The sequence below is a fragment of the Maritalea myrionectae genome (assembly GCF_003433515.1).
GTDB classification, from domain to species: domain Bacteria; phylum Pseudomonadota; class Alphaproteobacteria; order Rhizobiales; family Devosiaceae; genus Maritalea; species Maritalea myrionectae.
Genome location: NZ_CP021330.1, coordinates 3,274,953 through 3,292,830, shown reverse-complemented (window position 1 = coordinate 3,292,830; position 17,878 = coordinate 3,274,953). Strand labels below are relative to the sequence as shown.

21 protein-coding genes are annotated in these 17,878 nt (G+C 52.0%); 7 read left to right on the top strand and 14 right to left on the bottom strand.

All coding sequences use genetic code 11. From position 1 onward, the window contains the following. Nucleotides 1-73 precede the first annotated feature (73 nt). Complete coding sequence (locus MXMO3_RS16525; protein ID WP_117396884.1) at nucleotides 74-571, top strand: DUF2306 domain-containing protein; 498 nt, start codon at nucleotides 74-76, stop codon at nucleotides 569-571. Here MXMO3_RS16525 and MXMO3_RS16520 read toward each other — a convergent pair. Then, nucleotides 568-1,164 carry a TetR/AcrR family transcriptional regulator gene (locus MXMO3_RS16520; protein WP_117396602.1) on the bottom strand — a complete coding sequence of 199 codons (597 nt, stop codon included), beginning with the start codon at nucleotides 1,162-1,164 and terminating at the stop codon, nucleotides 568-570. The two genes, MXMO3_RS16525 and MXMO3_RS16520, sit on opposite strands and share 4 nt — an antisense overlap. Nucleotides 1,165-1,286: 122 nt before the next feature. On the opposite strand from MXMO3_RS16520, the gene MXMO3_RS16515 reads away from it, so the two are divergent. After that, nucleotides 1,287-1,688, top strand: a complete 402-nt coding sequence (locus MXMO3_RS16515) for a hypothetical protein (protein ID WP_162889321.1) — start codon at nucleotides 1,287-1,289, stop codon at nucleotides 1,686-1,688. A 32-nt stretch (nucleotides 1,689-1,720) separates the two neighbouring features. Here the strand turns inward: MXMO3_RS16515 and MXMO3_RS16510 are convergent, their stop codons facing one another. After that, nucleotides 1,721-2,953, bottom strand: a complete 1,233-nt coding sequence (locus tag MXMO3_RS16510; protein WP_117396883.1) for a glycerophosphodiester phosphodiesterase family protein — start codon at nucleotides 2,951-2,953, stop codon at nucleotides 1,721-1,723. A gap of 167 nt (nucleotides 2,954-3,120) precedes the next feature. Between MXMO3_RS16510 and MXMO3_RS16505 the strand changes: the two genes are divergently transcribed. Both MXMO3_RS16505 and MXMO3_RS16500 read left to right on the top strand, forming a co-directional pair. After that, nucleotides 3,121-3,453, top strand: a complete 333-nt coding sequence (locus MXMO3_RS16505) for an ArsR/SmtB family transcription factor (RefSeq protein ID WP_117396600.1) — start codon at nucleotides 3,121-3,123, stop codon at nucleotides 3,451-3,453. An 11-nt stretch (nucleotides 3,454-3,464) separates the two neighbouring features. Further along, nucleotides 3,465-3,932, top strand: coding sequence for an SRPBCC domain-containing protein (locus MXMO3_RS16500; RefSeq protein ID WP_117396599.1), 468 nt, complete (start codon nucleotides 3,465-3,467; stop codon nucleotides 3,930-3,932). On the opposite strand, the gene MXMO3_RS16495 is transcribed toward MXMO3_RS16500, so the two are convergent. The 3 genes from MXMO3_RS16495 to MXMO3_RS16485 all read right to left on the bottom strand — a co-directional run bounded on the left by MXMO3_RS16495 (nucleotide 3,929) and on the right by MXMO3_RS16485 (nucleotide 6,570). Continuing rightward, nucleotides 3,929-4,762, bottom strand: coding sequence for an alpha/beta fold hydrolase (locus tag MXMO3_RS16495; RefSeq protein ID WP_117396598.1), 834 nt, complete (start codon nucleotides 4,760-4,762; stop codon nucleotides 3,929-3,931). The two genes, MXMO3_RS16500 and MXMO3_RS16495, sit on opposite strands and share 4 nt — an antisense overlap. 29 nt (nucleotides 4,763-4,791) lie before the next feature. Further along, nucleotides 4,792-5,775: an iron exporter MbfA gene (mbfA, locus tag MXMO3_RS16490; RefSeq protein ID WP_027834213.1), complete on the bottom strand. Its 984-nt coding sequence runs from the start codon at nucleotides 5,773-5,775 to the stop codon at nucleotides 4,792-4,794. 96 nt (nucleotides 5,776-5,871) lie between these two features. Next, nucleotides 5,872-6,570 carry an extensin-like domain-containing protein gene (locus MXMO3_RS16485; RefSeq protein ID WP_162889320.1) on the bottom strand — a complete coding sequence of 233 codons (699 nt, stop codon included), beginning with the start codon at nucleotides 6,568-6,570 and terminating at the stop codon, nucleotides 5,872-5,874. A 284-nt stretch (nucleotides 6,571-6,854) separates the two neighbouring features. Between MXMO3_RS16485 and lepA the strand changes: the two genes are divergently transcribed. Both lepA and MXMO3_RS16475 read left to right on the top strand, forming a co-directional pair. Next, nucleotides 6,855-8,657, top strand: a complete 1,803-nt coding sequence (gene lepA, locus MXMO3_RS16480; RefSeq protein ID WP_027834212.1) for a translation elongation factor 4 — start codon at nucleotides 6,855-6,857, stop codon at nucleotides 8,655-8,657. A 2-nt stretch (nucleotides 8,658-8,659) separates the two neighbouring features. Then, nucleotides 8,660-8,860 (top strand): hypothetical protein, encoded by a 201-nt coding sequence (locus tag MXMO3_RS16475; RefSeq protein WP_027834211.1) that lies wholly within the window; start codon nucleotides 8,660-8,662, stop codon nucleotides 8,858-8,860. Here MXMO3_RS16475 and MXMO3_RS16470 read toward each other — a convergent pair. The 9 genes from MXMO3_RS16470 to speA all read right to left on the bottom strand — a co-directional run bounded on the left by MXMO3_RS16470 (nucleotide 8,857) and on the right by speA (nucleotide 16,778). Next, nucleotides 8,857-9,285, bottom strand: coding sequence for a DUF2267 domain-containing protein (locus MXMO3_RS16470; protein WP_117396596.1), 429 nt, complete (start codon nucleotides 9,283-9,285; stop codon nucleotides 8,857-8,859). The genes MXMO3_RS16475 and MXMO3_RS16470 overlap by 4 nt on opposite strands. Before the next feature lie 27 nt (nucleotides 9,286-9,312). Further along, nucleotides 9,313-10,008, bottom strand: coding sequence for an RES family NAD+ phosphorylase (locus MXMO3_RS16465; protein ID WP_205468043.1), 696 nt, complete (start codon nucleotides 10,006-10,008; stop codon nucleotides 9,313-9,315). Next, nucleotides 10,005-10,421 carry an MbcA/ParS/Xre antitoxin family protein gene (locus MXMO3_RS16460; protein WP_117396595.1) on the bottom strand — a complete coding sequence of 139 codons (417 nt, stop codon included), beginning with the start codon at nucleotides 10,419-10,421 and terminating at the stop codon, nucleotides 10,005-10,007. Before MXMO3_RS16460 ends, MXMO3_RS16465 begins: the two co-directional genes overlap by 4 nt. Before the next feature lie 413 nt (nucleotides 10,422-10,834). Then, a complete protein-coding gene (gene speB / locus MXMO3_RS16455) occupies nucleotides 10,835-11,683 on the bottom strand; it encodes an agmatinase (protein WP_117396594.1) in 849 nt (282 codons plus the stop codon). A 6-nt stretch (nucleotides 11,684-11,689) separates the two neighbouring features. Next, nucleotides 11,690-12,859 (bottom strand): carboxynorspermidine decarboxylase, encoded by a 1,170-nt coding sequence (gene nspC, locus MXMO3_RS16450; protein ID WP_117396593.1) that lies wholly within the window; start codon nucleotides 12,857-12,859, stop codon nucleotides 11,690-11,692. A 121-nt stretch (nucleotides 12,860-12,980) separates the two neighbouring features. Next, nucleotides 12,981-13,367, bottom strand: coding sequence for a DUF302 domain-containing protein (locus MXMO3_RS16445; RefSeq protein WP_117396592.1), 387 nt, complete (start codon nucleotides 13,365-13,367; stop codon nucleotides 12,981-12,983). Between the two features lie 17 nt (nucleotides 13,368-13,384). Further along, complete coding sequence (locus MXMO3_RS19025; protein ID WP_281273903.1) at nucleotides 13,385-13,510, bottom strand: hypothetical protein; 126 nt, start codon at nucleotides 13,508-13,510, stop codon at nucleotides 13,385-13,387. A gap of 143 nt (nucleotides 13,511-13,653) precedes the next feature. Beyond that, nucleotides 13,654-14,865 (bottom strand): saccharopine dehydrogenase family protein, encoded by a 1,212-nt coding sequence (locus tag MXMO3_RS16440; protein WP_117396591.1) that lies wholly within the window; start codon nucleotides 14,863-14,865, stop codon nucleotides 13,654-13,656. A gap of 26 nt (nucleotides 14,866-14,891) precedes the next feature. Beyond that, a complete protein-coding gene (gene speA / locus MXMO3_RS16435) occupies nucleotides 14,892-16,778 on the bottom strand; it encodes a biosynthetic arginine decarboxylase (RefSeq protein ID WP_027834203.1) in 1,887 nt (628 codons plus the stop codon). A gap of 291 nt (nucleotides 16,779-17,069) precedes the next feature. Here speA and MXMO3_RS16430 point away from each other — a divergent pair, with 291 nt between their 5' ends. Continuing rightward, on the top strand, nucleotides 17,070-17,867 hold the full coding sequence (locus tag MXMO3_RS16430; protein ID WP_162889319.1) for a transporter substrate-binding domain-containing protein: 798 nt from the start codon (nucleotides 17,070-17,072) through the stop codon (nucleotides 17,865-17,867). The last annotated feature ends 11 nt before the right edge of the window (nucleotides 17,868-17,878 follow it).

Genomic DNA, 17,878 nt, shown 5'->3' with positions numbered 1-17,878 from the left:
GGTTTTCATTTATCGCACACAAGTGCAGCGGCGCAATTGGCGAACCCTGCGCAAATGTGGAAATGAGGACATTATGGACAGTGAAATCTTGGCAACGGCACCCCTGCCGGTCATTATACATCTCATAACGGCGTTGTTTTGCATCGCCTTGGGCGGCTATATGCTCTACGCCAAAAAGGGAACAAGTGCCCATAAAATTATGGGGTGGGCTTGGGTATTTGGCATGGCCATTGCCATATTCAGCGCCTTATTCATTCATGGATTTGAGTGGATTGGCCCCTTCAGTCCCATCCATTTGATTATTCCTTTTGCCATTGCAGGTCTTTGGGGCGGGATACGCGATATCCGCGCCAAAAAGGTGCGCGCCCACCGGGAAGCAATGTTGTCCATGTATTGGGGCGCGTTGGGCATTCCATTTGTTTTGGCGCTGATGCCAGGGCGCCGATTGCACATTCTGCTTTTCGGTGAAAGTGGCACACTTTTACCCACAGTCATTTTCGCCATATTGCTGACGAGCGTTGGCGCCTATTTACGCTGGGAACGGGAAATCAAAGCATATTTGCAGCGTTAAATTGAACGCGCCGTCAGCATGTCATCCAGCGTCGCGAGGATGCTTTCTTGAGCTGCTTTCGCTGCGTTTGGCGCATAGGTGGCCCGTGCATAATAGCCTAGCAACATCAAATAGAGTTGGTGGGAATTTGTCGTCGCACGCTCTTGGCTATACCCATGTTCTGCAAAGAGATGGATCACATAGTCTATGCGTTGCTGATCTGTTTCGGAAACAGTCTGCGCGATGTTTGGATCAACCATTGCCCAGCTGCGCATGGCCATCTCCCCCTGTGCGGAACTGAGCGCACCCACGGGCTCCTTAAGCGCGACGTGAAACAGCGCAACCAACTTATCGTGCGGAGACGTCTCGTCACGTTCGTTGGTCGCCATCACCTGTTCGGTGCCTTGGGTCACCCAATAGCGGATCAATTGATCAAGCAAATCTTTGCGGTCTTTAAAGTGCCAATAAAAAGAACCTTTGCTGGTGCCAAGGCTTTTGGCCAGCCGCTCAACTTTCACATTTTCCACGCCACCTTTGGCCATGGCCGCAATGGCGGCCAGCAGCCAATCTTGCGCCGACAATTGATTTCGCTTCGCATCACCTGATTTTGCCATGCCTCATCCTTATACCGCGCGGCGCATCCTTGTCTGCGACAAATGCGCTCAAACATACGTATCCGTATGGTGATTTATGTGCAAATGCAATACATACGGTAGCGTATGGAAAGGGGATGATTATGCAAAATAAATTTAATCTTTGGTGGGGTGCTGCAGGTGTGATGTCACTATTGGTTGCGGCGATCCACATTTTTGCGGGCACACCTGAGATCATGGTGCCGCTGGCACAGTTGGATATGCCCGATGTGCTCTACGCTATAATGGACGTAATCTGGAACCAGGTCAGCCTGCTGCTGATTGTCGTTGGCTTGGCGCTATTGCTGGCCTCAAAGCGCGGGGCACAATCCATGGATATGGTGCTGTTCATCAACGTGATTTATGCCGGCATCGCCTTGATCTTTGTCGTCGCCGGGATGTTCTATCTGCAATCTTTGTGGCCCATGCCGCAATGGATTTTGTTTGGTTTGATTGCGCTTGTGGCGCAAATAGGCTGGCACACACAGAAAGGTCGGATGCAATAGCACCCGACCCCGCATGACGGTCTAGGGAGGATTTAGAGCCCCATGCAATTCGCGTAGTAAGTTGTGGTCGCAGGCCAGTCAGAGAAGACGCCGACAACGCCGACTTCTTTGGCCAACACATCAAGCAGCTCAAAAGCAACGCCATCATTGTTGGTCACATCGGTGATGGATTGGAAATACCAGCCACCGCCATTGTTGAGCGGGCCAGAGCGTTCCAATGTCCACGTAATGATGTTCAGGCCAGCGGCTTCGGCTTCTTTGGCATAAACGGATGGCACGATCTTGCCGTCTTCAGTGGTCACCAACACCCAAAGCGGTGGCGCGATATAATTCACACCTGCATCAGCAAGCTCTTGCATGCTTTTGCCATAGGTTGATGGGTCCATGGGATCAAAGCCTTCCTCGCCATAACGGCCATCCAGATAAACCGCTTGGGCCCCGAACTCAGGTTCATTTTCGATCCAATAGAGCACGTCATCCAGCAGGAACGATTGCGCCCAAACACTCTTGGGGTCGATGCCGGCGTCCTTATATTCATCAATCATTTTTTGCGCATAGGCAGCCTGGCTAAAGTCGCCTTGATAAGGCATGTCTACGGTTGGTGTTTTCAGTTCTGGGGTAAACTTGCCGCCCAATGATTTGATCAGCTCAATGCTCTGCTTGTGGGTCACCAAAGTGCCTGTTGTTGCGTAAAGGTCGGTCCGGAAACCGGCAGTGCCTTTGACATAGTCCTCAACTGTGGTGGCGTTCGTATTCGCGCCATCCATCTTGCCGTTCAAGGTCATATATTCAGCCAAAGTGATGTCCGAGGTAGAACATTTGGCTTCAGCTTTTTTCCCTGTTGCCGGATCCGCCGGAGAAAAGGGCACTGAACATTTCGCGGCCAATTCTGGACGCAGCAAAATGTCAGTTGTCGTGTGCAAATCACTTTGGGAGTGACGGCAAACCAACTCCTGATCTGCGGTGAAGGCCACATCACATTCGATGATGCCGGCGCCCTGACGCGCAGCCGCTATATAGCTTTCTTTGGTGTGTTCAGGAAATTGCAGGGCCGCACCGCGGTGGCCAATGGAAAAGTCACTCTTTTGAAATGGACCATTGGCGCAGGATGCCAACTTGTCCTTCAAAGCGCTGTTGTCCATTTGATCAATCAAATAGAGCGGACGCACACCCAGATGAACGGCGGCTTCATCATGATTGTCTGCAAGTGCAGCCATGGGCTGGGCCAACAGCGCAAGGCCAAAAAGGGCCGGGCTAAATTTCATCATTTTTCTCTCCAAAGCAAAAAGATCACGAACCGGATCAGCCCGGAAAATGCCGACGCATCATGACGGAAAAAATTCAAAAAGATGACAGTTTCAATAAAGAAAAAAGGTAAGTTAATTACCTAACTGTTATTGACATGAAGCGAAGGCTGTGATTGGTTAGGTTTATGCCTAAGTATGAAAACGCGATAGATGGATATTTCCAAGCCCTTGCTGACCCGACCCGTCGGGCGGTAGTGGACCGCCTCACGGAGGGGCCAGCGTCAGTCAAAGAACTGGCGTCGCCATTCAAAATGGCGCTGCCATCGTTCATGCAACACTTGGATATTTTGGAAAGCAACGAACTTATCGTCACCAAAAAGGAGGGACGCCGCCGCATTTGTACAATCAACCAGGCGGCGTTCGACCAAATGATGGACTGGATGCAAGACCGTCGCGCGCTGATGAAAAAGCGTTTGGACGCGTTGGAAAACTATTTGGACAATGAGCAATTGAACTAAGGAGATTTGGGATGGCAGAACCAGTTGCTATCGCGGAAACGGTGCATGATGAACGTGTAATGAAGGCCTCACCAGCACGGGTTTATATGGCTTTTGCGGATGCAGAGGCGCGCAAAAGATGGGAGCCAACGCCGCCAGATATGGAGATGAGATATGGCCCCTCTTCATTTGAAGTGGGCGCTCACGAAGAAAGTGAAATGATCAAGGACGGTGAGGTTATGGCGGCATTCGACACACGCTATATCGACATCCTGCCGGAAAAACGCATCGTCAGCTCAATCCGAGTCAAAGCAGGCGGACAAATAATGTCATGCTCGCAAAGTACAGTTGAATTGGTGCCTGAAGGCAATGGCACCCGTGTTATTTGCTATGAGCAAGTTGTCTGGTTTGGTGGCCAAAATATGAAGAAAGAGCATCAAGAAGGCTGGCGCACCTTGCTCGATGGTTTGCAAAATGAAGTTGAGGAAAGCGCTGCTTAACGCTCGTTTTGCTCGGTGGTTTGCCAGAATTCCAACAAATATTGCCGCACACGATCTGTGGCATCCAGATTGGCGCAATGGCCACCATCGGGAACCTCAATCAGAGTGAAATCATCTTGGCTTTTCATTTTTGAAAGCGTTGGCCCCAACGCAGAATTTACGGATTTGTCGTGTCCACAGCGCAGCAGCATGATCGGCCCTGGATAGGCCAACGCATTGTCGATCAAATTATAGTTGCCTACATGGCCCACAATTTGTGTAACCACATCAATATCAATCGCGGTCAGCATGGCTCGAACAATCGGACGGGCCGCTTTGTTTTTGGTGGTGCCCACGGCGCCGATACGCCCGATCAGATTTGGTCCCAGCAACTTATAAATCCACTTTAAAAGCCCGACCCCAGCCTCGGGAGTGCGCAACGAATAGCTGGTGCCAAAACTGGCAAAGCTTCTAAACCGCGCACCATGCTCCTTGAGCGCCCAGAGCGCTAAAATGCCGCCCAGCGAATTGCCCACATAATGAAACACACTCGCTTCAATGTGGTCGGCAATTGCTATAATGTCTTTTGCCATTTCGGCTATTGAAAAGTCCTCTGACTTTTTGCCCGTTGGCGCGCTGGAGCGCCCATGCCCGCGCAAATCGGGCACGATGACCCGGTAGCCCCATTTAGCGAAAAAATGCGCGTCTGCGGTAAATTGCATGCCTGACGCCGCAAGCCCATGAACAAGAAAAACAACGGGTCCATCTTTGGGGCCGACATCACCATAGGCAAGACGAACGCCATCGCGTTCGACATAATTGGCGTCCAAAAATTCGGGCGTCAGGGTCATAAAATCACTCAAAAATTAAAATAGCGTCGCTAAGCATTGCCGATCAAAATACCTGCGGCAAACACCAGTGAACCGCCAAACACCACTTGCAAAACCGCCCGCCAGAAAGGCGTATCCATATAACGGTTCTGGATATAGGCGATCACCCACAATTCGATAAACACCACAATGATCGCGGTGACAGTGGCCGTCCAAAAGTCAGCAATCAGATAGGGTAGCGCGTGGCCCAACCCGCCAATAGTGGTCATGATGCCGGAAGCAAAGCCCCGTTTAATCGGTGATCCACGTCCGGTCAGTTTGCCATCGTCAGAGGCGGCTTCGGTGAAGCCCATGGAGATGCCCGCGCCGATCGATGCGGCCAAACCCACCAAAAACGTTTCCCATGTGGAATGGGTGGCAAAGGCAGCAGCAAAGATGGGCGCAAGGGTGGAGACGGACCCGTCCATCAACCCTGCAAGCCCTGGCTGCACATAGGTCAACACAAATTTACGGTGCTTTTGCTTGTCTTCGCTTTCAAGGGCATCTTCGCCCAAATGCTCTTCTGTCAGCTCATCTGCCGCGTTCTTGTGATGCTGCTCAGCAATCGCCAGATCGCCCAAAAGCTTGCGAATATGCGCATCTTTGGTCCGCTTCAATGCCTCAAGATAGAAGTTTTGCGCCGCTTCTTCCATTTCCCAAGCCTGTTGGCGGATGGTTTCAAGCGGCAGGTTTTTCATCAACCAAAACGGCTTGCGCTCCATAAAGCCCTTGATGTGCTCGCGCCGCACCAACGGGATCTTATCGCCAAACTTTTTGGTGAACATGTCGATCAGAATCTGGCGGTGTTCGTTTTCCTCCGCGACCATGCCCTCAAACACTTTTGCCGATGCGGGGAACTCTTCGCGCAACATATCCGCATAGGCCGCATAAATGCGCGCGTCGTCCTCTTCAGCTGAAATGGCAAGGGCTAGAATTTCGGCTTCTGATAGATCATCAAATCGGCGACGTTGGCCACCTAGTACCCGGTTGAGCATGGAATATTCCCAAAAAAATCAGCATGTTTAGTTCAATCTAATCCTGATTTTTTACAAGAACAACTCGCAATCATGATTATTTGCGAGGTGGGGCAATCAATCGCATATTTTGTAAGTACAATTCTTTCCGTGGCACCCCATATCAAGGTGCAAATGGTCCTTATGCAAGGCATTGGCCTCGGGTCCCAAAACGGTGGTGAAAATCTCGCAGCCCTGCTTGTGGCTGGCGCGCATCAATTTTTGGCTTTTGCCGCCATTGTTCCAAGCACTTGGTAGCTTTATCTCGGTTTCATTGGTGAGCGAAAAGCCCGTTAAGTCGATGGCATTTGCAAACCCATGCTCAGAGATTTTGCCGGTTTTTGAATTATTGCGACGTCGACACACATAGCTGGTGCCCGTGTAAATGGTCTTGATGCCCGCGCCATGCATGGTGCGGCTGATCTGATCCACCCGCTTGGCCCAGTCAATAAAAGCCGTCGCCATGGCACAATTGAATGTGGCCGGTGAGGCCAGATTGATTTTGCGTCCTGAAATGGAAATGGACTTCAATTGATAAGGCGAGGACGTGCCACAACCCTCACTGTCGATTGGAGGGAGGATCTTTGCCTCAATCCCCTTATCCATAAGCGCCGGGCAAGCGGCTTGATAGACAATGTCGCTTTTTGGCTTTTCGGGTTCTGCTGCAACGGTCACAGCCAAATCTGCGGGCCGGGCGGGCGGCAAGGGGGCCGCGCTCAAGGCGGTCGGCAGCACCAAAAACGGTGCGAGCGACAGGAGCAATTTGAAGATGTTCATTGCCCCTCCCTCTGGTGCGGCAGTTGATCGTATTTGGCAGCGCCAAACACGACACATTATATCGATCAATGTGTTCAGAATAGAACGAACGACATCACCAATTTGTTCCGGTTCGAATGCATGTTTTTAGGTCGCGTTCGTCAAATTTCACGCTCCCGACACACTCCAAATGCACCCGCAATTTGAACCGTCGTCAAACCGCGTGCGGCAAGGGATTGACGCTTTTCACACATGGTTACCAATTTCTCTTTTCTTGTGAAAAGAAAGCTGGTAATCACCAGCCCATGACAGACCTTAAAAACATTCGCAATTTCTCCATCGTTGCTCACATCGACCATGGTAAATCCACCTTGGCTGATCGACTGATTCAATTGACGGGCGGGTTGACCGAACGTGAGATGCAGCATCAAGTGCTTGATAGCATGGATATTGAGCGTGAGCGCGGCATCACCATCAAGGCACAAACTGTGCGTTTGAAATATGAAGCTGACGACGGTGAAACCTACGTTCTCAATTTGATCGACACACCGGGACACGTTGACTTTGCCTATGAAGTGAACCGCTCTCTGGCTGCGTGCGAAGGCTCGTTGCTGGTGGTAGATGCCTCTCAAGGAGTGGAAGCGCAAACGCTGGCCAATGTGTATCAGGCGATTGAAGTTGATCATGAGATCGTGCCGGTACTCAACAAGGTCGATTTGCCCGCGGCTGATGTCGACCGGGTTAAGCAACAGATTGAAGATGTGATCGGCCTTGATGCCTCGGATGCGCTGGAAATCTCAGCGAAAACGGGGATCGGCGTTGAAACAGTGCTTGAGGCAATTGTAAAACGCCTGCCGCCGCCAGAAGGGGACATCAACGCTCCGCTCAAAGCCATGCTGGTGGATAGCTGGTACGATGCCTATTTGGGCGTTGTGGTTTTGGTCCGCGTGATCGACGGCACCATCAAAAAAGGCCAAAAGGTCAAAATGATGAACACTGGTGCGATCTATGATCTTGATCGTGTGGGCGTCTTCACCCCGAAATTGATCGCAACGGACGTGTTGGGACCGGGCGAAATCGGGTTTATCACTGCGTCAATCAAAGAAGTGGCCGATACCAATGTGGGTGACACGATCACCGACGCGAAAAAGCCATGTGATAAGGCGCTCGAAGGCTTCCGGCCAGCGCAACCTGTTGTGTTCTGCGGCCTGTTCCCTGTTGATGCCAATGATTTTGAAGATCTGCGCGCGGCGATGGGCAAACTGCGGTTGAACGATTCCAGCTTCTCTTATGAAATGGAAACCTCCGCCGCACTTGGCTTTGGTTTCCGCTGTGGCTTTTTGGGGCTTTTGCACCTTGAGATCATTCAAGAACGTCTTAGCCGCGAGTTCGACCTTGAGCTGATCGCGACTGCACCGAGCGTTGTGTACGAACTTCAAATGACCAATGGTGATATGGAGCAATTGCACAACCCGGCCGATATGCCGGAAGTGATGAAAATTGCAGAAGTGCGCGAGCCGTGGATTCGCGCCAATATTCTCACCCCCGATGATTATCTCGGCGCGATTTTGAAATTGTGTCAGGACCGTCGCGGTATCCAGGTGGATTTGTCCTATGTCGGCAGCCGCGCCATGGTGCAATATGATTTGCCACTCAACGAGGTGGTATTTGATTTCTACGACCGTTTGAAATCTATCTCCAAAGGCTATGCCAGTTTCGACTATCAAATCTCCGATTACCGCGCAGGCGACTTGGTGAAAATGTCGATCATGGTCAATGGCGAGCCGGTAGACGCGTTGTCGATGCTAGTGCACCGTTCTGCGGCGGAAGCCCGCGGTCGCGTTATGTGTGAGAAGCTTAAAGAATTGATCCCACAGCACCTGTTCAAAATTCCAATTCAGGCGGCTATTGGCGGCAAAGTGATCGCCCGCGAAACCATTTCTGCTTTGCGCAAAGACGTGACGGCAAAATGTTATGGTGGCGACGCCAGTCGGAAGCGCAAGCTTTTGGACAAGCAAAAGGCTGGTAAGAAAAAAATGCGGCAATTCGGTAAAGTCGAAATCCCGCAGGAAGCCTTTATCAAAGCCCTCAAAATGGGGGATAATTGATCATGAATCTGAATGATCCCGGCATGGGCAAAATTGTGGGCGCGATCTTGGTTGCGCTCATCGCCGCCACCTTTATGGTCGGCCCCGATGCAGCGCAAAATGGCAGCTTTACCTTTTATGCGGTGATTATCGCGCTGGTGGCTGCGGCATACTATCTTGTAACTGGCTTGCGCGACTATTTGGCGTTTAAACGCAAAGACTAGGCTTGTTCGTTTTGCCAATAGGCAACAGCATCATCTGAGATTTCCGCTAGCGCAGCATCAAGCTTTGCTTCATCCATATGGTGGCGCAGAACGTGCGTTACACCCTTAATGGCGTGACCATCTGCAAAATTATGCGCCCGCCGCACATCTTTGATCTCTTCAATCAAATCACCCTCACTGCCAAAGTCAGGAAGATATTCACGCTCATCCCAATCTTTGACAAAAATAGCCCGCGCAATTGGCGGCAAAAGCGAAGCAAATTGCAGCACTTGCGGCGCAGTAAGGCGCCGCCGAAAGGCGAGGAGCACCGATTGCAGCAAAGTATAGGTCTGATTGCGGGTGGCTAAGTGCAACTCGTCGCACAGATCAGTCAAAATCTGATCATAAATAATACTGGCCCGTTGATATTCCTGTGGCATTGGCATGGAAAATCTCCGTATTTTCAGTATGCCCTAAAGTGCAAAAATTTTACCGCTATTGCAATTGCGCACCTTGTCCACTTCAGCGCCGTTCCAATGGAAGTCGAAATGATCCGCTTGATGCGGGATGGGCAATAAATTGGGCCAAAAAACTCCAACGCACTTGCCCTCCGGCGCGCGCACGCTCGGATAGACGACGCCATTGCTGCCAGCCGCCCGCAGCGCCGCACCGATCTTTTGGCTTTGTGTCCAATCATGCGGCAATAGGGCGTCAGCCACATCTGTCAGATCGTGCAGGAATTGATCAAGCGATCCGATCAACATCCGAAATTGCGAGGTCCACCCTGGGTCTTCCCGTGTTGCCGACATAAAGCGTCCATGATGATAGGCCACCTCATAAATCGCCACTTCGTCCCGGTTTCCAGCGCTGTAAACCCCATAGGTTCCATCCGTGAAGCGGCCCGGTCGGTCTGTAGAGACATGGGTAAAGGGCGCCATCACATAGCTGGCCCCAATGCCATTGACGCGACGATGGGCGGGCACCAGAGCGAGATTGCCAATTTCGTCGACAATGCGCGGGTTGCTTTTGGCTTCGGCAGACGCCAATGCGTCCCAGTCCGCTGGGTCGGCAATGTCTTCAAATAGATCTATGGGTGGGAAGATTGAACGGATAATGCGAAAGGTGTGGGACCAGGTAACCTGCCGCGTAGGAATGTGGTCGATATTCACGCGCCGCCGCGCTCCGCATCCACATAATCGCGCACACGCGCAAGGTTAAAGATTGATCCGCCCAACATCACATCCAGTGCAGATTGCCCGGCAAATGCACTGTTGGGCTTTTTAACCCATTTATAGCCGCGATGCGGATCAGAAAACAGATAACGCAAGCCTTTGTGGATGCCCATCAAGATAGACATGCGCATGGCCAAATCGCGATCAATGCGCCCAATATCGCCCTTCTTCCAGCGTGCCCAAGTGCGCGGCGCCATGCCGCCCAAAAGCTCCCGGGCCTGCCCGTCGCTCAATTCCCAACGGCGAAACAGATTAACCGTGGCGCGGGCCATGGCCGCCGCCTCATCTTGGCTGATCTCTTTATGGTCGGGTTGCGACGGCGTGCGCCGCACTTCATTGAGCATAATCATTCTCCTTAATGGCAAATATAGTGTAATTTATGCCAAATGGCAAGAACGTAGAGGCGGCACTCGCTAAGGGGGGACAGGTTTGGTGGCAGTAGTGGATGGATTGTGCGCCTGCTCCAACCAAGCCGCGCACTTCGTACGTTGTGATGCACCAATGGCGGGGGTGCCGGGGACGGGAGCGATAGCGACCGGTGGCGGCAAGAAAGAGCTGGGGGGGGCGGGGACGGGCGCGTAGCGGCCGGTGGCGGCAAGAAAAGAGCCGGGGGTGCCGGGGACGGGAGCGATAGCGACCGGTGGCGGCAAGAAAGAGCTGGGGGGGGCCGGGGACGGGCGCGTAGCGACCGGTGGCGGCAAGAAAGAGCCGGGGGGGCCGGGATAACGCACAGCGCCCTATGGCGCTACCGCGACTCCGAGATCTATGCCAACGCCATCATCCGATAAGCAATCTGCGCTGCGGTGAAGTCCCAGGCCTGACTTTTCTCGTCCGGGGCCAGTTCGACAATATCCATGCCGACAATTTTGCGTCCACGCAGCACAGAAGCGATGATGGAAAGTGATTGATAATAGCCCAGGCCGCCGGGCACTGGGGTGCCAGTTGCGGGCATGATGGACGGGTCCAACCCATCCACGTCAAAACTGATATAAAGCTCTTCTGGAAAATCATTGGGCAGCACGGCGCTGGTGATGTTTTCCATCACCAATTCCTCGGCATCGCGAAAACTCACATTGTATTTTTCGCGCAAATCCACCTCTTGTTGGCAGAGGGCACGCACGCCATATTGCGCCAGCTTATGCCCATCTTCGCACAGCAAATGCATGACAGAAGCGTGGGAGTGCTTTTCGCCCTGATAGGCGATGCGCAAATCCGCATGGGCATCAATCTGCACAATGCCGACCTTCTTGCCCAAGGCACGTGACACGCCCGTGACCGCGCCATAGGTCAGTGAATGTTCGCCGCCGAGGGTGACAGGGATTTTGCCTTCTTCAACGGCGAGAGCCGTACGCGCAGCCAAACGCTCCATCACGTCTGGCAACGGTCCGTCGCAAGACACAGCCTCTTCGGTGACAATGCCCTCCAGTGCGGGCTCCCTGCCGATGGTGAGGCGCTCTAGCTCATTGGAAGCCTCGATGATCGCGCCTGGCCCAGCCTCGGTGCCTACGCCATAAGAAACGGTGCGTTCCAATGGCATGGGGATGACCACAAACTTGGCCGCTTCGCGCTGGCGCTCTTGGTCGCTCAATTCACTGTCTAGGAAAATGCTCATAACGCCTCAACTCAAACGGGTTTTAAATTCATCATAGCCAAACTCACGGACCATCGTGAGCTGGTCAGTTTCGCTGTTCCAAAGCGCAATGGCGGGAAGGGGGACGCCATTAAATGTGTTGGTTTTCACCATGGAATAATGCGCCTGATCCAAAAAAGCGAACCGATCGCCCACTTGAAGCGGCGTGGCCCAAGTGTAATCGCCGATCACATCACCTGCCAGACAGGAGGGCCCGCCAAGCCGATAAGTGTGGCCACTTTCCGCTTCGCCCATCAAGGCTGGTCGATAAGGGGCTTCAATCACATCAGGCATATGGCAGGTGGCGGAAATGTCGGTGATCGCTAAATCCATGACATTGTGCGGCAAATCCAAAATCTCGCCCACCAAAATGCCCGCATCAAGCGCCACGGCTTCGCCCGGTTCAAGATAGACCTCGAGCTGATATTTCTCGCGAATGCTCTTGATGAATTTGATCAAACCCTCGCGATCATAATCTGCGCGCGTAATATGATGACCGCCGCCAAAGTTCAGCCATTTCAGCTGAGGCAGGTATCGCGCGAGCTTGCTTTCAATGGCAGCCCAAGTGCGGGCTAGGGGTTCAAACCCCTGCTCACATAAAGTATGCATGTGCAAACCGTCCACGCCGTCCAGCAGTTCGTCATCCAGCTGGTTGATAGGGGTGCCTAGGCGCGAACAGGGCGCACATGGATCATATTTGGGGATCTCACCTTCCGAGTGCAGCGGGTTGATCCGCAATCCCACACTGACACCAGCTTGCTGGCATTTGGAGGCAAAACGCGCTTTTTGGCTTGGGCTGTTGAAGATCATATGGTCGGACAGCGCAATGATCTCATCAATGTCGCTATCTTTATAGCCTGCGCAGAACGTGGCCACTTCACCTTCATATTCTTCGCGTCCCAGCTTGGCTTCAAATAGGCCCGAGGCGCACACGCCATCAAGATATTTTGACACCAAGGGCGCCACAGAAAACATGGAAAACGCTTTGAGCGCCGCCAAAACGTGCGCGCCGGAACGGCTCTTCACGTCAGCCAGAATCTGCAAATTGCGTTCGACAGCTTTCTCATCCACCACAAAACAAGGGGAGGGTACACGTGCCAAATCAAACTGCTGGAATGCACCAGCATCCCCCGCTTGGGTTTGCATCATTTCGGCCATTGATTAGGGCTCCAAAGTAAAAGAAGTGGTGTTAAGCGGTAAAGGCCGAAACAACTCAATCGCGTTGACGTTTGATGAGGTCATGCCCGTCGCCATACAATTGGCGACGAGCAAGTTCTGCTTAAATTGCATCTACAGCCTTCGCCAGCATGTCGCGGACCTCGCCAGCGACTGATGTGAGCTCGCTATTCTCAATCGCTTGCATCGACGCCACGGGATCAATGGCGCTAACTTCCACCCCATTATCAAGCTCGCGTAGGATCACGTTGCAGGGGAGCATTGCACCCACCCGCGGTTCAATGCCAATTGCCTGAAAAGCCATTTTGGGGTTGCAAGCGCCAAGGATGCGATAGGCCGGCATCTCAACATCGAGCTTTTTCTTCATCGTCGCCTTGACGTCAATTTCGGTCAGCACACCGAAGCCGTGGTCCGCCAGCGCCTCACGGGTGCGGGCGTCAACTTCGTCGATGCCAGCATCGGAGATCATTCGATTGATCGTGTAAGTCATAGTGAACTCCCTTTTTGCTAATTCCGAAGATATTTGATGAGTGCCGCAATGGCCAAAACCAGCAGCACTAGGACCAGTAGGCCGAAAAGCCAGCCAAATCCCATTCCGAAACCCATTCCAGTGCCCATATAATCCCAGTTCATGAGGTGGTCCTCCTGTTTTCACTAACTTGATGATTCAACGTAAACTGCTGAAGTGCACCAGCCGTGCCGGTCTAGCTTTGCACCACTTGGGTTCCGGCTCAACGCCTAAAAGTAAAAAGGGCGGTTGCCCGCCCCTAAAACATTTAGAACTCGGCAGGGGCATCCAACTCGTGCACTTCCCAGGGCAGGCCATGCTGATTGAGCATGTCCATGAAATTGTCTGGATCAAGCTGCTCCATGTTCCACACGCCGGGCTCCGCCCAATTGCCTTTCAACACTTGTGCGGCCCCGATCATCGCGGGCACGCCTGTTGTGTAGGCCACGGCCTGTGAGCCAACTTCAGCGTAACACTCTTCATGGTCGCAAATATTGTAGATATAATAGGTTTTCTGTCCGCCGCCATCAATGGCCTCGCCTGTGGCAATGTCGCCAATGCAGGTTTTGCCTTTGGTCAATTCGCCCAGCTCGCTGGGGTCCGGCAAAACAGACTTGAGGAATTGCAAGGGAATGATTTCCTTGCCCTCATGCATCACAGGCTCAATGCTGGTCATGCCCACATTTTGCAGCACGGTGACGTGATTGATATAGGCATCGCCAAACGTCATCCAAAAACGGGCGCGTTTGATTTCTGGGAAATGCGTTTTAAGGCTTTCCAATTCCTCGTGATACATCAAATACATGTTCTTCTCGCCCACGGCCGGGAAGTCGAATTTATATTTGGTGGTCATGGCGGGGCTTTCCACCCAATCGCCATTTTCCCAGTGCCGGGCTGGTGCGGTCACTTCGCGAATATTGATCTCGGGATTGAAGTTAGTGGCGAAGGCTTTGCCATTGTCGCCACCATTACAGTCGAGAATGTCGATATAGTCGATGGTGTTGAGCTTGTGCTTTTTAAGCCATGTGGCGAACACAGAAGTGACCCCAGGATCAAAGCCCGACCCCAAAATCGCGGTCAATCCTGCTTCGCGGAATTTGTCCTGATAAGCCCACTGCCACTTATATTCAAACTTAGCTTCGTCTTCAGGCTCATAATTGGCCGTGTCGAGATAGTTCACACCCGCTTTCAAGCACGCATCCATCAAAGCCAAATCCTGATAAGGCAGGGCCAAATTGACCACCAGCTCCGCGCCGGTTTCTTTGATCAGCGCGGCAGTTGCATCCACATCCATGGCGTCCACTTCTGCAGTATTGATCTCAACCCCTGTGCGCTCTTTAACCGATTTGGCGATGTCGTCGCATTTGAATTTGCGGCGGCTGGCCAACGTGATATTTGAAAAAATATCGCTATTCATCGCCATTTTATGTACGGCAACTGATCCGACGCCCCCGGCGCCAATGACAAGTACATTACCCATCAAACAAATCCTTCTTTTGTTAAAGCCTAGGCTTCAAAATATGTGTAGCCAGCAAGGCTGTCTTTATAGGCTGCGATCAATTCGCGCCGCTCAGATATCGTCAATTCTTTTTGGCTCACCGCTTCGTCCGCCCGTTGCCGGAACGCAGCCAAGCAAGCTGCCGCCTCATATTCCACCGCATTGAGCACTTCGGCAATGGTATCGCCTTCCACTTCATGCAAAAGGTCGAAATCGCCATTCTCTTTCAGGGAAATGGTGACCACATTGGTGTCGCCAAACAGATTGTGCAGATCGCCCAGGGTTTCCTGATAAGCGCCCACAAAAAACACGCCGATATAATAGTTCTCTTCATCGGAGATTTCATGCACAGGCAGCGTTTTCGACACGCCATCAGCCAACACAAATCGATCCACTTTACCGTCAGAATCGCAAGTGATGTCGGACAGAACAGCGCGGCGTTCAGGCATCTCATCAAGGCGTTGCAGCGGCATCACCGGGTGTAGCTGATCAATCGCCCACACATCCGGCAAGCTCTGGAACAGCGAGAAGTTGCCGTGATAAATATCCGCAAACCCATCCAATTGCTCTTCCAATTGCGCAGGCACTTCAATCTCGGTCGCCAATTGCTTGAACATCGAAACCAGATAGCGGAACACATTTTCTGCCCGCGCCATGGAGCGAATGTCCACATTGCCGCGGCGGAAATAAGCTCGAATTTCGTCGCGATAATAGATCGCGTCGTTCACCGATTCCTGCAGCCGCTTGGCTGACAAATATTCGGTGATTGCCATCATGTCATGGATGAGATGGTGATCGTCTTCGCTGATCTCGGGCTTGGTTTTACTGTCATAAAGCGTAACATCCAAAATATCGAACAGCAGCATTGAAGAAAGGGCGACCACACCGCGTCCGCTCTCTGTGACAATGCTGGGGTGCTCAATTTCCGCTTCATCCATGGCATATTTGACTGTTTCGACAATCGCTTCGCAATATTCGCTCAAACCATAGTTGATTGAGTTTTCATTGGCCTGCTTTTCGCCAGTATAGTCAATGCCGAGGCCGCCCCCCAAATCGAGATAGCGCAGCGGCAGGCCGAGTGATTTTAATTCGGTATAAAAGCGGCAGGCTTCATTCACGGTGCGGCGCACATCAATAATGTCAGGGATTTGCGATCCCAAGTGTGAGTGCTGCAGCACCAGGCAATCGTCCATGCCTTCATTTTTGAGGCGGTCAATCACATCGATCACATTGTCCACCGTCATGCCAAAGCTGGACCGATCACCAGAAGAGGTGGCCCAATAGCCTTTGATTTGATGGGTGAGTTTGATCCGCACGCCAAGCGCAGGCTTTTCCCCCAGATCGCGCGCCACCTTGAACACGTGGTCAAGTTCTTTGGGACTTTCCAGCACGATAATGGTGTTGAAACCCATCTTGCGTGACATAATGGCGAGGCGAATAAACTCTTCGTCCTTCACCCCATTACAAATCAGTAGCGCTTCCTTCGACAGATTTTGCGCCAAAGCAATCAGCAATTCCGGCTTGGACCCAACTTCAAGCCCGTAATCATATTGATGGCCCGTTTCAACGATGCGGCGCACCACTTCGGCTTGTTGGTTGACCTTAACCGGGAAGACGCCGCGATAGGCCCCTTGATATTCGTAATCCTTGATGGCGGTGCGGAAGCCTTCATTCAGTTCGATCAGGCTAGATTGCAAAAAGGAATTGACCCGCAACAAAATTGGCGAGGTGATCCCGCGCTCACTTAAATCTTGGATGATCGAGGGAATACTTACGGGTGTAGCACCACGGTTCATTACATCGATAAGACCCGCGTCGCCGTTCGGCAAAACGCTTAGAATCTCATGCCCCCAACGATCTATGCCGTAAACATCGGCACCCAGATTTTTTTCCAATTTTGTTCGTCTCCAGATTGAATGAAATGAAAAGAGAAGTCGCGACCATCGCCCAATTATTTCAGGCGAAAAACCAATGAGCTTGACTGTCCATAATTGTCAATCAGTTTTTGTCGTCCCCGCATTATTCTCGCCCATATCCTATTGCAAAAACGGCAGAAAAGCACATTTGTTCCATCCCAACATGGATTGGCTTTTTAACACAAGCCCCTCTTTTCATCCTTGAATAACCCGCTTAAGCTGATGCGCAATTGCAACAAAAATATGAATCGTTGGGGGAGGCCCATCATTATGTCGATTAAATCCACTCTTTTAGGTTTGTTTGCGGCTGGTCTGGTTTCGATCGCGCCCGCATTGGCGGATGAACTGCCAGATCTGCAAGGCCGTACGATTGTAGCGGTGACGGAAAATGCCTACACACCACTCAATTTTGTTGATCCGAAAACCGGCCAAGGCATTGGCTGGGAATATGACGCCTTCAACGAAATCGCCAAGCGTTTGAACGCTGAAGTGGATTGGCAATTGTCCAGCTGGGACACAATGATCCAAGCTGTGCGCGATGGCCAGTTTGATGTGGGCATGGATGGCATCACCATCACCGAAGAGCGGGCAACTCAAGTCGATTTTTCCGATCCCTATATGACGTCGGAGCAATTTATGCTCGTGCGTGCAGATGAAGATCGGTTCGATAGTTCTGCCGAATTTGCATCAAATCCAAATCTGTTGTTTGGCGCACAGGCAGGCACCACCAACTTCTATGTGGCCATTTATGATGTGTTGGATGGCGATGAAGCCAACCCGCGCGTCAAATTGTTCGAAACCTTTGGTGCAAGCGTGCAAGCGCTGAAGAGTGGTGATGTGGATTCTGTGTTGATGGATAACACATCCGCTCAAGGCTATATCGGCGCCAATCCTGGTGCGTTTAAGGTTGTGGGCGACGCGCTGGGCACCGAGCAGTTCGGCTTTATCTTCACCCCGGGTTCAGACCTTGTAGGGCCGGTCAATGCGGCGCTGAAATCCATGCGCGAAGATGGCACGCTTGAAGCGTTGAACCAAAAATGGTTCTACGAATATAAGGCCAACCAATAAATTAAAGGGGG